Annotated in this window: 13 protein-coding genes; 9 read left to right on the top strand and 4 right to left on the bottom strand. The window is 69.9% G+C overall.

Going from position 1 to position 12,906, the window contains the following annotated elements; genetic code table 11:
• Positions 1-4 precede the first annotated feature (4 nt).
• From BJ971_RS16880 to BJ971_RS16870, 3 genes are read right to left on the bottom strand one after another with little or no spacing between them, the layout of a single operon-like run.
• Positions 5-478, bottom strand: coding sequence for a PPC domain-containing DNA-binding protein (locus BJ971_RS16880; protein ID WP_184994221.1), 474 nt, complete (start codon positions 476-478; stop codon positions 5-7).
• A gap of 50 nt (positions 479-528) precedes the next feature.
• Positions 529-1,518 (bottom strand): asparaginase, encoded by a 990-nt coding sequence (locus tag BJ971_RS16875; protein WP_275411349.1) that lies wholly within the window; start codon positions 1,516-1,518, stop codon positions 529-531.
• 44 nt (positions 1,519-1,562) lie between these two features.
• Positions 1,563-1,967 carry a hypothetical protein gene (locus tag BJ971_RS16870; RefSeq protein WP_184994220.1) on the bottom strand — a complete coding sequence of 135 codons (405 nt, stop codon included), beginning with the start codon at positions 1,965-1,967 and terminating at the stop codon, positions 1,563-1,565.
• A 67-nt stretch (positions 1,968-2,034) separates the two neighbouring features.
• Between BJ971_RS16870 and BJ971_RS16865 the strand changes: the two genes are divergently transcribed.
• From BJ971_RS16865 to BJ971_RS16825, 9 genes are all read left to right on the top strand, one after another.
• Positions 2,035-2,562 carry a DUF6197 family protein gene (locus BJ971_RS16865; protein WP_184994219.1) on the top strand — a complete coding sequence of 176 codons (528 nt, stop codon included), beginning with the start codon at positions 2,035-2,037 and terminating at the stop codon, positions 2,560-2,562.
• Positions 2,559-3,236: a hypothetical protein gene (locus BJ971_RS42165; protein WP_307837347.1), complete on the top strand. Its 678-nt coding sequence runs from the start codon at positions 2,559-2,561 to the stop codon at positions 3,234-3,236. Before BJ971_RS16865 ends, BJ971_RS42165 begins: the two co-directional genes overlap by 4 nt.
• Positions 3,233-4,615: a hypothetical protein gene (locus BJ971_RS16855; RefSeq protein WP_184994218.1), complete on the top strand. Its 1,383-nt coding sequence runs from the start codon at positions 3,233-3,235 to the stop codon at positions 4,613-4,615. Before BJ971_RS42165 ends, BJ971_RS16855 begins: the two co-directional genes overlap by 4 nt.
• Positions 4,616-4,709: 94 nt before the next feature.
• Positions 4,710-5,039, top strand: a complete 330-nt coding sequence (locus BJ971_RS16850) for a DUF4031 domain-containing protein (RefSeq protein WP_184994217.1) — start codon at positions 4,710-4,712, stop codon at positions 5,037-5,039.
• Positions 5,036-6,784 (top strand): DNA cytosine methyltransferase, encoded by a 1,749-nt coding sequence (locus BJ971_RS16845; RefSeq protein WP_184994216.1) that lies wholly within the window; start codon positions 5,036-5,038, stop codon positions 6,782-6,784. Before BJ971_RS16850 ends, BJ971_RS16845 begins: the two co-directional genes overlap by 4 nt.
• Positions 6,785-6,852: 68 nt before the next feature.
• Positions 6,853-7,122, top strand: coding sequence for a hypothetical protein (locus tag BJ971_RS16840; protein WP_184994214.1), 270 nt, complete (start codon positions 6,853-6,855; stop codon positions 7,120-7,122).
• On the top strand, positions 7,119-8,891 hold the full coding sequence (locus BJ971_RS16835; RefSeq protein WP_184994212.1) for a replication initiator: 1,773 nt from the start codon (positions 7,119-7,121) through the stop codon (positions 8,889-8,891). The genes BJ971_RS16840 and BJ971_RS16835 overlap by 4 nt, the downstream gene beginning before the upstream one ends.
• A gap of 52 nt (positions 8,892-8,943) precedes the next feature.
• Positions 8,944-9,132 carry a helix-turn-helix domain-containing protein gene (locus BJ971_RS16830; RefSeq protein ID WP_184994210.1) on the top strand — a complete coding sequence of 63 codons (189 nt, stop codon included), beginning with the start codon at positions 8,944-8,946 and terminating at the stop codon, positions 9,130-9,132.
• Between the two features lie 2 nt (positions 9,133-9,134).
• The gene (locus BJ971_RS16825) at positions 9,135-10,358 is read left to right on the top strand and encodes a tyrosine-type recombinase/integrase (protein WP_184994208.1); all 1,224 of its coding nucleotides are present in this window, start codon (positions 9,135-9,137) and stop codon (positions 10,356-10,358) included.
• A 151-nt stretch (positions 10,359-10,509) separates the two neighbouring features.
• Here BJ971_RS16825 and BJ971_RS16820 read toward each other — a convergent pair whose 3' ends face one another.
• Positions 10,510-12,732 carry a rhamnogalacturonan lyase family protein gene (locus BJ971_RS16820; protein ID WP_184994206.1) on the bottom strand — a complete coding sequence of 741 codons (2,223 nt, stop codon included), beginning with the start codon at positions 12,730-12,732 and terminating at the stop codon, positions 10,510-10,512.
• Between the last annotated feature and the right edge of the window lie 174 nt (positions 12,733-12,906).

The following is a 12,906-nucleotide window of genomic DNA, read 5'->3' as shown; positions in this document are numbered from 1 at the left end:
CCATCTACCGCGGCCCTGGGTGGTCGAACGTCAACAAGGGAATGTCGTACAGCTCCGGGTTGGCCGGGCGGGTCATGCTGGGGCTGATGACTTCGACGACCAACATTTCGACGAGGAATTGCACCCTTGCGGAAAGGAGGTGGCTGGTGTAACCAGTCGCGGAGCGGGCCTTCTCGCCCAGTGTGGTGTGAATGTGCGGGACGATGTCGTCGCGTTCATGGTCATAAGCGATGGTCCCGCACCCGAATGCCTCGACGTTGGTCAGATGGACGCGGCTCCACACTGGGGCGTTGGGGTCGTCGATCTTGTCGCATGCGCCCACGATCGTGGCTTCGCTGAGGGCGGCGAGGAACATCGGGATGTAACCCTGCCGGATGTTCCGTGTCCTGCAGAACGTCGACAGCGTGGGAAAGAAGTCTTCGCCGGGGTCGAAAGTGACGCCGAGGGTACGGCCGATGGTCAACTCGGCACTGTGCACAGAATTCTCCCTGAGTGGTATCGGCGATCTGAATGACCTTCGCGACCTACTTAAGCCTGCGTGAAAGCGGTGGCGATGTCGGCGCGGCTGGCGTTTCCGGCCAGCAGCAGGCTCAGCAGGATGCGGGCTTTGTACGGGTCGAGGGCGCCGGCGGAGATGAGCCCTCGGGCAAGGAGATCCTTCTCTGACCCGGGGAACCCGTAGGTGTTGGTATGTACTGATCCGGCACCGGTGCGGGACGCCAGGACGACGGGGATCCGGGCCGCGGTTTCGGCAAGCGTCGGCACCCACGCGGCTGGGACGTGGCCAACGCCGAACGCGGCCACGACCAGTCCATCGACTCGCTCGGCCACGGTGCCCAACAGGTGTCCATCGTCGCTGAGGATGGCTGGGACGACCGCCACCCGCGGCAGCCGATCCTGATCGACGATGGTCGGCTTCGGGCCAGGCTCGGGTCGCAGGAGAATGTGGGCCTCGTCTTCAGCGACGTAGCCGATGGGCCCGGGCCGTGACGTGAAGGCCGTGAGGCTGCTCGCATGGGTCTTGCGGACGTACCTGGCTGCATGGATCTCGTCGGCGAAGACGACAAGGCAGCCCAGACGGCGGGCGCTCGGGCTGGCCGCCACTCGGAGAGCTGCGAGTAGGTTCGCCGGGCCGTCTGCGCTGGCGGCGGTCGCGCTGCGCATCGCGCCGGTGACGATGATGGGGGCGTCGGCGGTGTGCAGCAGGTCGAGCAGGTAGGCGGTTTCTTCGATGGTGTCGGTGCCCTGGGTGACGACGACTCCGTCCACACCATCGCTGATCTGGCGGTCAATATGGTGGGCGAGCTCTATGAGGTCGTGAAATGTGAGAGAGGCGCCGGGCAGCCGACGGAAGTCGTGCACGTCGACCTGGATGCCTGTCTCCGCGAGCCCCGGTATTGCCCCGAGCAGCTCGCTGGCGGAGAGGGCCGGGGCTACTCCCCCACTGGGCTGCGGCGTCATCGCGATCGTGCCGCCGAGCGAGTACAGGGCCACCCGGTCGCGGTGCGCTGAGTTCACGTGGGCCGTTCCTTCCGGAGAGTGCCGGTCATTCGGCGGTCAGGTCAGTGTTCGTTCGACAGCGAGCCGACAAAGGCGCAAGCGGCATCCAGGCCAGCCGGTGAAACCAGGCGGCTTCGTGTGCGGACTAGGCGTGTGGATCCGTGCTGGCTGAGCGCCGCGCACCGGCGGGTCAGCCAGGACCAGTCCAGCTCAAGGTAATGCGCCAACGCCTGGAGCCGAACCGTCGGGCTCAGGCCCTGGATGATCGAGTGGGCGGCTACATCGCCGGCCACTTCGGTGTACTGGCGTACCGCTGTCGCGCGGCCCGTGACATCGACGTGCCACATGCCGTCGCCGCGGACCCAGTTCGCGATGATCGCCTGCTGCGTCGGGGCCACAACGAAGCCTTCCACCGACTCGTACTCGGGATCGGTGGTGATCTGGACGTGGATTCCGAATGACTCCATGAGTGCGATAGCCAGGAAGAGCAGAACGCGCTCGAAGCGCGGCGATTGGCGAACGGCGTTCTCCGGAATGCAGAACGCACGCGAGGCGCAGGCGCTGGAGGAAGCCACCCCGGGTGAGGCACCCGGCACGGTCGCACGCGTCCTGCGCTCCGCCGCCCAGTATCTGGAGCGGCACGGCTGGATCCAGGGCGCCTACTACGACGCCACGTCGGGTAGCTTCACGCCGCCCGCGTGCCTGGTCGGCGCGATCGGCATGGTCTGCTACGGCGGCCCGGTCGACGCCCCGGCGCAACACTTCGACGACCCCGGCTTCCTGGACTTCGAAGAGGCCGTGCTGCACCTCGACCGGTACCTGCTGGCCGAGGACGGCAGCGAGTCGTATGAGTTCAACGACGCCCGCGGTCGTCGGGTCGAGGACGTCTGTCGCGTGCTGCGCGACGCGGCGTCACGATCGGCCGACGAGCTGATCGACGCCCTCCGGGCCATCGACGCGAAAAACGCCGACATGGCTGCGATCGCCGCGCTGCTCACGCCCTGCGGCATCTGGGGCGAGACCGCGACCGCCGTGCCCTCGCAGGGCGGTGACGTCGAATGAGCAAGAACACCGTCAAGCCCGCCTTGACGCCGAAACCACGCACGAAGCGGTCGCGGCGTGAGGTGGAGACTGCCCAGTTCGACGCGTTCGTGCGGCGCATCCTGCGGGCCTACGCCCGTCGGGTCGCCACCGGGGACGTCGAAGCTCTCGCATCGCTGACCGCGTTGTCGGCTGAGGTGGACGCGATGACGCGTCTGGCCGTGGCCGGTCTGCGCGGCAAGCCCTACTCCTACTCATGGTCCGAGATCGCCGACCGGCTTGGCGTGTCCAAGCAGGCGGCACAGATGCGCTACGGCGAGCGGACCGACCGCGGCGCTCTGGACCGCCGGCTTCTCGAAGCCGGGATCGGCGTCACGGTGGCGACCCTCGTGCAGGTGTTCGCCGACCACCACCCCGGTATCCCGGCCGCTTCGGTGTGCCCGGGATGCGGCTACCGCTACCCCGAACAGGTTCTCGACTGTCCCACGAACGCCACCGTGCGTCCGCTGCTGCTGCGGCGGCGTGGAGAGGACCGCGACGCGCTAGCCCGGCTCACCCCTGTGCAGTTCGAAGACCTGCACAAGGCCAACCACACGAAGGTCACCCGCGCGGCCCGACGCGCGAGGCCCGAACCGCCGACATCCGCCTACCGGGCGACGTCGCTGTTCGACCTCGCCGGAAAGGACGCGCTATGAACCTCCACCGCATGATCCCCGGCTGGCTGGCTCCGCTGGCCGAACACCGGGAGTACCTACTGATCGGGCTGCTGATCACCGCAGCGCTGCTGCTGCTGTGGATAGCCCGCAAGGTCCGCAAGATCGCGCAGAGCGACCGGCCGGACGATGCCCTGTCCAACCTGGTCATGCTGATCGGCCTGGGTTGGTCCTCGGAAGCGGTATGGGAGATCACCCGTAACCGGCTGCACTTCCCGCTTGGCCTGACCCTTCTGCTGTTCTTCGTGTTCGAGGCCCTGCTGACCCTGGCCATGATCCGCGCCAAGCGCCACATGCGCGCGTTCGGCTGGCCCGGCCGGTTCGGCACCACCGCCTGGACCGTGGCCGCCTGCATGTCCAGCGTCGCCGCGGTGGCATCACACTCCCTCGCGGAGGCCGTGCTCCGGATCGTCATCCCGCTGCTGGTGGTCAAGCAGTGGTGGGACGGTCTGGTCGGCGGTGCCGCCAAGCGGCCCGTAGGCGTGTCCACCTGGCGGTGGACCCCCCGGCGGCTGTTGCTGGCCATCGGGGCGATCGAACCCGGAGAACGAGACGTCGAGACCGTTCACCGTGAACGGCTCACCCAACAGATGACCGCTCTCTACTACAAGATTCAGCGCGGCTCCGCCCGGCTCCGCGACCGCCGCGCCGCGCGGCTGGCCCGGATGAGCCTGACCGCCGACGACACCATCATCGATGAGGTCCGGCGCCGGGGGGACCGTGCCCTGTGGTTCGAAACCGCGAACCACGTCAAGACCACTCCGAAATCACAATCCCTGTCCGCCCTGGCCCCGACCCCCATCACGGTCCAGGCCCTGACCCCGCCCGCCGTCCCGACGCCGAGCATCACCGCGCGGCGACCGGCGGACAACCCCGCGTCGAGACAGGAACCGGCAGCGACGCCGGAACCCGTGTCGGCCACCCGGACTGACCCCGTGCCGACCCCGGCCGAGGTTGCCGCCCGGCTCACCCCGAGCACGACGAGCATCCCGCCGCGACCGACCGCCACCCGGCCGGCTGCTGGCACCTCGAAGCCCCGGCCCCGCAAGCCGCAGCCGACGACACCGGCCGGATCGCTGGCCGCTTCCGCCACCGACACCCCTGTCACTGAGCCGGAGCCCGCACAGCTGTCCCTGCCGATGCCCGTCGACGCCGGTCTGCTGGTCAAGGCCCGTGAGATCGCCGAGCAGTACCGCACCGAACACGGCTTGCCGATCACCGCGAACCAGCTCGCCGCCCGCGCACGGGTGAACACCGCAGAGGCAGCTCAGGCCCTGGCCGTTCTCGACCTCGCCCCGGACAGCCCGACCACACCGATTCCGACCGTCAACGGCAACCGCCCGAACACGGCGGCCCGGTGACCGTCTCGCCGATTGAGCGTCGTGCCCGAAACACCTGTTTCGGGCACGGCCCCGGCCGACGAGCCGACCCCCAATCTCGACAGGAGAGTTACCCGTGACCGTGTACGTCGACAACTACCGCTGCCCTACTACGGTCGGCCGCCTCACCGGCCGCTGGTCCCACCTCACCGCCGACACCCCCGAAGAACTACAAACCTTCGCCGCACGGCTCGGCCTGCGCCTGGCCTGGTTCCAGGCCCGCTGCCGCTATGCCACCTGCCCTGCCCCTGACGGCGTCTGCGTGCACTTCCACTACGACGTCGTCGACATCATGCGCACCCGCGCCATTCAGGCCGGCGCGATCCCGATCGACATCCGCGACTTCGGCCAGCTCATCAGGATCCGCCGGCTTGCCCGGCAGCGAATGTCGGAGGCTGCGCGATGAGCCTGCGGGTCTACGACGAGTTCTCCGGTGTCGGCGGAACAAGCCACGGCTGGTCGCTGATCCCCGGAGTGTCCATCTCGGCCGGCGCCAACCACATGGAGGACGCGATCGAGTCGTTCGCGCTGCACCACCCGGACGCGCAGGTCTTCCAGGAGGACATCACCAAGCTGCCGGTCGACAAGATGCCGTATGCGGAGATCTTCGTCGCGTCCCCGGCCTGCCCGGCGTGGACGACCGCGAACGGCGTGCGCCGCGAGTTCGACCGGGCCAACGCCGAACAACCGGCCCTGTTCGACCTCGCCCGCCCGCTGACCGCCGCGCAGGTCAAGCGGCAGGAGGACTACCGCCGTTCCCGGCTGCTCATGCGCGAGATTCCCCGCTACCTGGCGGCGATGGCCGAGCGGGGACACCCGGTGCTGGCCGGGATGGTGGAGAACGTCATCCAGGTCCGGCTGTGGCATGAGTGGGACGCCTGGCTCGGCGAGATCCGCAAGCTCGGCTACGACACGCGGGTCATCGCGTTCAACTCGATGCACGCCCAACCGGTCCGGGCACGCCGCGCACCGCAGTCGCGGAACCGGGCGTTCGTCGGCTACTGGCACCGCAGCCTGGGCCGTACCCCGGACTGGGACAAGTGGCTACGCCCGGCCGCGTGGTGCCCGTCCTGCGACCGGCAAGTCCTTGCGGTCCAGGTATGGAAGAAGCCGGGCCGTGACATGGGCAGCTACGGCACCCAGTACATCTACCAGTGCCCGCAAGCCTCCTGCCGGGGCCGCGAGGTACACCCCGAGGTGCTACCCGCCTTGGCCGCCATCGACCCGACCCTGCCGGGGATCCGGATCGGCGACCGGCAACAGCACGGACTCGACCCGCTCGAAGAGGCCACTCTGGGCCGGATCCGGGCCGGGATCCGCCGCTACTGGATGCCGCTGCTGGTGCCGGTGGAAGGACGCGACGGCAAACAGGCCGCCCCCGCCGACCTGCCGCTACGCACCCAGACCTGCCGCAACGAGACCGGATACGCGGTGCCGCCGTTCCTCGTCCCGGCCGGCGGGACCTGGCGTACCCGCCCGCACGCCGGGACCGAGCCGATGCCCGCCCGGACCACACGCGAATGCGACGGCGTGGCCGCCCTGCCGTTCATCACCCCGATGCGCGGCGGCGGCGACCGCGAACGCGCCCGCCCGATCACCGACCCGCTCTCCGCGGTGACCGCGTCGGGTAACCACCACGGCCTCGCCCTGCCACCCCTGATCACCCGGCAGAACACCGCCCGCGACGACGCCGCGTACCTGTCGACCCCCGCCACAGAACCCGTCCGCACCGTCACGGCGCAAGGCAACACATCGGTGACGTTCCCCTCGGGACACGAGCAAATGCTGCTCGTGCCCTACTACGGCACCGCCACCACGGCCCACCCGGCGACCGAACCGGTCGGCACGCTGCCCGCCCGCGACCGGTACGGCCTGGCCCACCCCGACCACCGGCCCGCGGCCGACCGGATCGACATCGACGACGTGCTGTTCCGCATGCTCGAACCCCACGAGATCGCCGCCGCGATGGCCTTCGACCCCGACTACCGCACCGCCGCCCGCTCCAAGCGCGCCAAGGTCCGCCTGTTCGGCAACGCCGTCACCCCACCCGTGGCAGAACTGATCGGCTCCGCCCTGGTCGAGTGCATCACCGGCGAAGACCTGCCCAGGCACGCAACCACCGCCCGCCAGGCGTCGGAGGCGGTCCGATGAACCCGCCTACATCGACCGGCTTGCCTGCGACGTCACCGGCCGCCCCGGACCTGACCGAGGCGAAACGCATGCGTGATCTGCTGAAGCCACTCGCCGGCGACCCGAACGTCTACTGGCACACCATCGTGATGCTGGCGGAGCAAGACCTCGGCGTCCTGGACGAGGTCCACCGCGCCGAATGCGACCGGCCGCCCGGCTCGTGCCGCACCTGCGCCGAGCTCGACCGCGCCTGGGTCATGTACGACGCCCACGACCTCATTCAGCCCTCCGGCTGCGGGTGCCCCGACTGCATCGAGATCCCATACCGGTCCCCGGCCGTCGGAGTGCGCCAGCAATGACTGTCTCGACGCTGCCCGTCACACCCGACGCCGCCACGGCCTCGGGTGCGGCGGCGTGCGCCGAGCCGGTCACCGTCCCGGCCTGGTGGCGCCGCTCCGCCGACCTGGACAAGCAGGCTGTCGCCCGCGCGGCCCGGCCCGACTACGAGGCGTGGCTCGCCCACGTCAAGACCGCCTCCGCGTGCACGCGGCCGGTCCGGCTGGCCGGAACCATCGCCACCATCGAAGCCACCACCGGTCGCCTGCTCGCCGAACGCTCCACCGCGGACATGCCGGACGGGGTCATCTACAAGCCCTGCGGCAACCGCCGCGCCTCGGTCTGCCCGTCCTGCTCCAAGCTCTACCAGAACGACGCCTACCAGATCGTCCGCGCCGGCCTGGCCGGCGGCAAAGGCGTCCCCGAACAGGTGGCCGAGCACCCGGCGGTGTTCCCGACCTTCACCGCACCCTCGTTCGGCCCGGTCCACACCCGCGTCGTCAAGCGGCACACCTGCGCCCGGCGCGCCGACTGCGACTGCCGCCCGGAACCCTGCCACGCCCGCCGCGACTTCACCGTCTGCGTCCACGGCACCCGCCTGGTCTGCTTCGCCCGCCACGGCGCCGACGATCGCAACCTCGGCGCGCCGCTATGCCTGGACTGCTACGACTACGACGCGCACGCGGTGTGGAACCTGATGTCCGGCGAACTGTGGCGACGCACCACCATCGCCGTCGACCGCTACCTGCACCGCCTCGCCCGGGAACGCGGCATCCCCGACGTCGAGATCGTGACCGACAGCAAGGACGGCCGTACCCGTATCCACCGCCGGTCACCGGCCCGGGCGGAGTTCGACAAGGGCGCCGAGATGCAGCGCCGCGCCGCCATCCACTTCCATGTCATCGTCCGCCTCGACGGCCGTGACCCGGACCGGCCCGACACCATCGTCGCGCCGCCGCCCGGCCTGACCGCTCACGACCTCAAGGCCGCCGTCGACCACGCCGCCGCCACTGTCTCATTGACCACCGAACCACACCCGACCCGGCCCGAGGGCTGGCGGATCGCCTGGGGCGAGCAGGTCAAGATGAAGGTGATCACCGCGGACGGCCGTGGCCCGGACGAGATCACCATGGGCCAGGTCTCCTCCTACCTGGCCAAGTACGCCACCAAGTCCACCGACGTCTTCGGCCACATCTCACCCCGGATGACCGAGGAACTGATCGACGTCTACGCCGACCCCGACGGCACCCACACCGAACGCCTCGTCTCCGCCTGCTGGCAACTCGGGGCCCCGCACCGTGACCCCGGCCCGATCCCGGACCGGCCCCGCCCGGACCTGCCCGCGGAGCCGTTCGGCCGGCCGTGGACCTGCCCTGACTGCGGCACTCGCACCCGCTACCGCGCCTGCCCCGTCTGCGTCGCCCGGAACCTGGCCCAGTCGGAACCCCAGCGGCCGCGCCGCAGGCCCGGACGGCGTGACCCGTCGGCCCGGATGCGCCGCTGGGCGCACATGCTCGGCTTCGGCGGCCACTGCTTCACCAAGTCCCGCCGCTACTCGATCACCTTCGCCCTGCTCCGCGGTGAACGTGTCGTCTTCCGCCGGGCACAGAGCAGCGGCCCGGAGACGACCGAACGGGCGGCGGAGCCGACCACGCTGGTCGTCAACTTCCTGCAATTCGTCGGCGTCGGCTGGCAGACACCGGCCGACGCGATGCTCGCCAACACCTCCGCCGCGATGGCCCGAGAACACGCCGAAACCGCCAGGCAGTACCTGGACACCCTGGCCGCGTGAACGGCCGTCAACCGTCAAGCCCGCCTTGACGCCGAATCGACGGAGAGGACCGATGGCAACACCGATAGAGGATCCGCGCTGGACCGTCGAGGACGTGGCGGTCTTCCTGCGTATTCCGGTGGAGACGCTCTACACCTGGCGCAAGCGGCGCTACGGGCCGCCCGCCGCTCGCGTCGGCCGGCACCTGCGCTACGACCCGGCGAAGGTCCGAGCCTGGTACCACGACCAGGAGGCGGCGTAGCCATGGGGCATGTCGAGGACCGCTGGTACAAGACCGTCACCGGGCCGGATGACAAGCTCGTTCGTGTACGGACAAGCCGCTACGGGCAGGGCCTGCGTTATCGGGTTCGCTACATCGCGCCCGACGGCTACGAGCGCAGCAAGTCCTTCCCGGACCGTGCGAAGAAGGTGGCGGAGGAGTTCCTCAACGGAGTGGAGGCGGACAAGAGCCGGGGCAGCTACGTCGACCCGGCAGCGGGGAGAAAGCCGTTCGACGAGTTCGCTAAGCACTGGCTACGCACTCATCGGATGGACGAGTCGAGCCGGGTAGGGGTGCGATCGCGGGTCCGTAATCACCTGATCCCCTTCTTCGGGCAACGGGCGGTCGCCTCGATCCGGCCCAGCACGGTCCGGGAATGGGCCGTGTGGCTGGCCTCCCGGGATCTGGCGGACAACACCCGGGTAGTGCTGTTCGCCCACCTGAGCGCGATCCTGACCGCAGCCGCCGATGACGGTCTCATCGCCAAGAACCCCTGCTCGGCTCGCTCCGTCACGGCACCGACTCGTACGCTGCCCAGGGTGGTGCCGTGGACGGTCGGAGCCGTCGCCGCCGTCCGAGCTGCCGTCTCGCGGCGGTATCGGCCGGTGGTCGACCTCGGCGCGGGCTGCGGCGCTCGCCAGGGTGAGATTTTCGGCTTGTCCGCCGACGACTTCGACGCCGCCGGCGGCTGGCTGACGATTCGTCGTCAGGTCAAGCGGGTCGGATCTCGGCTGGTTTTCGGTCTGCCGAAGAACGACACGGAACGCCGGGTGCCACTGCCGGACTCCGTGGCCCACGCCGTCCAGGCACACGTGCGGGAGTTCCCGCCCCGTGCTGTGGTTCTGCCGTGGGAGGATCCTGTACACGGCCGGGAAGTCACAGTGCCGTTGCTGTTCACCACGCAGCGCCAGACCGCACTGCGTCAGCAGGTCATCGCCGAGCAGATCTGGCATCCGGCGCTCAAGGCTGCCGGGATCGCGCGAAGCCGGGCCAACGGGATGCATGCGCTGCGCCATTTCTATGCGTCCGCGCTCCTGGACGCCGGTGAGAGCGTCAAGGCGGTCGCCGAGTGGCTCGGGCACGCCGACCCGGCGTTCACGCTGCGGGTGTACGCCCACCTCATGCCCGACAGTCCCCGCCGTGCGCGGCTTACGTTGGATGCGCTGCTCGGCGGAGACGGCCCAGAGACGGCCCAGCGCCATGGTTGATCTAAGGCTGGGTGGCGCCGGAGGTTTGTCGGCGGGTGGGCCCGCGGTACACCCCACCGCGTACCGTGCGGGCCCACCCGCCCGCGAGCTCCGGCGGCGGGTGTGCGTCTGCCCAGCTCACGCCCACCGCCGTGCTCGCCGTCCATACCGGTCAGGGCTGGCGGATGCTCGGCCGCGGCGGGGTGGCCATGTTCGCCCCGATGAAGAAGCTCGGGTGCGGCGGCTGGTTGTAGGCGGTGTTCTGCCAGGCCAGCGCCATCCGGTACTGGGAGTCCTGCAACAGGGTGGTGATCCGGCGGTCCGTCGGGGTCGGCGTCGCGTAGACGCGCAGCGCCGTGTTGGCGGTGTTCGGCCAGATCACCTCCTCGCGCCAGTCGCCCCACAGGTCGCCGGAGAGCGACGGTGTCGACTTGGTGCCGTTGTTCGAGTGCACGTCCGCGGCGGTCAGCAGCCGGGTGTCCGACGACGTGCCGTACTTGTCGATGTGGTTGCCGTCCAGCAGCTCACGGACCGGGTCGCCGTCCCACCAGGCCAGGAAGTTCGTCGAGCCGGGCTTGCGGCTCGACACGACCGAGCCGGAGGGGCCGCGCACGCCGTCCGCGGCCGACGACCAGGACTCCGCGCCGGCGCTGCCGGACCAGACGTCGCCGGAGACCCCGCGGCCGTTGTCGCCGTTCGCCGGGGTCGACCAGATCACCTGGCCGGTACGGGCGTCGGCGAACCAGGAGGACGGCTTGCTGGAGTCCTCGTCGACCTTGAACACCTCGATGCCGGACCGGGACGGGTCCAGGTCGCCGACGTGCAGGGCGTCGCCGTGTCCGAGGCCGGTGTTCCAGAGCTTGGCGCCGTTGTCGTCGATGGCGAGCGAGCCGTAGACGATCTCGTCGCGGCCGTCGGCGTCCACGTCCGCGACCGACAGCTGGTGGTTGCCCTGCCCGGCGGTGCCGGAGTTGGTGGAGCTGTTGCTGTCGAAGGTCCAGCGCCGGGTGAGCGTCCCGTTGCGGAAGTCCCAGGCGACGACGACGGTGCGGGTGTAGTAGCCGCGGGCCATGATGACGCTGGGCCGGGCGCCGTCGAGGTAGGCGGTGCCGGCCAGGAAGCGGTCGACCCGGTTGCCGTACGAGTCGCCCCAGGAGGAGACGGTGCCGCGCGGCGGGACGTAGTCGACGGTGGACAGGGCGGCGCCGGTGCGGCCGTCGAACATGGTCAGGAACTCGGGGCCGGTGAGGACGTAGCCGCTGGAGTTGCGGTAGTCGGCGCCCGAGTCGCCGATCACCTGGCCGGTGCCGGAGACGGTCGCGTCGGCGGTCTTCATGGCCACCTCGGCGTCGCCGTCGCCGTCGTAGTCGTACGCCTGGAACTGGGTGTAGTGCGCTCCCGCCCGGATGTTGCGGCCCAGGTTGATCCGCCACAGCCTGGTGCCGTTGAGCTCGTAGGCGTCGACGTAGACCGGGTCGGTGACGCCGGACTGCGAGTTGTCCTTGGAGTTCAGCGGGTCCCACTTGAGGATGATCTCCAACTGGCCGTCGCCGTCGAGGTCGGCGACGCTCGCGTCGTTCGCCGCGTACGCGGAGCTGTTGGGGTTCTGGATCGGCACGTCGAGGTAGCCGGCGGCGAAGTTCAGCGACCCGGCGGACGCGGCCTGCTCGGTGCCGCCGACGACGGCCCGCACCGTGTACGCGGACCCGGCCGCGGCACCGGCGTCGAGGTAGTTGGTCGACGCGGTGATCGGCGTGGCGTTCACCTTCGTCGTGCCGCGGTAGACGTTGAAGCCCACGTCGGCCGGGTCGGCGGCGAGCCAGCGCCAGCTGACCAGGTTGCCGCTGCCGGAGCGGACGCTGATCAGCCCGCGGTCGAGCCGCTCCATCTGCCGGCCGGTGCCGGTGGTCGGCGGCGCGGAGGTCGGCGGTGTCGTCGGTGGCGTGGTCGGCGGTGTCGTCGGCGGTGTCGTCGGCGGCGAGGTGGTCGGGGTGGTGGCGCCGGTGCAGGCCACGCCGTTCAGGGTGAACGCCGTCGGGTCGGCGTTGGCGCCGGTGGTCGCGCCGTTGAAGCCGAACGACGTGGACGCGTTCGTGGCCAGCGCGGCGTTGTAGCCGGCGTCCTTGACGCTCACCGAGGAGCCGGACTGGGTGACGACCCCGTTCCAGAGCTGGGTCACCGTCTGGCCCGAGGCGAAGGTCCAGCCCAGGGTCCAGCCGTTCAGCGGGTCGCCGAGGTTGGTGATCTCGACTGACGCGCCGAAGCCGCCCTGCCAGGTGTTGGTGACCGCGTAGGCGACCCGGCAGCCGGCGGCCGCCTGCGCGTCAACGCCCGTCAGCAGCGCGGCGCCGAGGGCCACGACGCCGAGCCCGGCGATCTTTCCGATGGCCGCCATGGGATCTCCTCACAGTGATACGTATCAATTGGGAGCGCTCCCAAGAGTGCCGCCACGAAATAGTTACGTCAACCCCCCGAAATTTTTATGAAATTAACCTTGGTGAATGTTTCGACTGTTGCTGGGAGCGCTCCCATGACATGATGCCGTCAACTCCCCCTTTCGCGGTTCAGT

Origin of the sequence: Amorphoplanes digitatis (assembly GCF_014205335.1) — a bacterium.
Classification (GTDB): Bacteria; Actinomycetota; Actinomycetes; order Mycobacteriales; family Micromonosporaceae; genus Actinoplanes; species Actinoplanes digitatus.
This window is presented reverse-complemented; position numbering and strand designations above follow the sequence as displayed.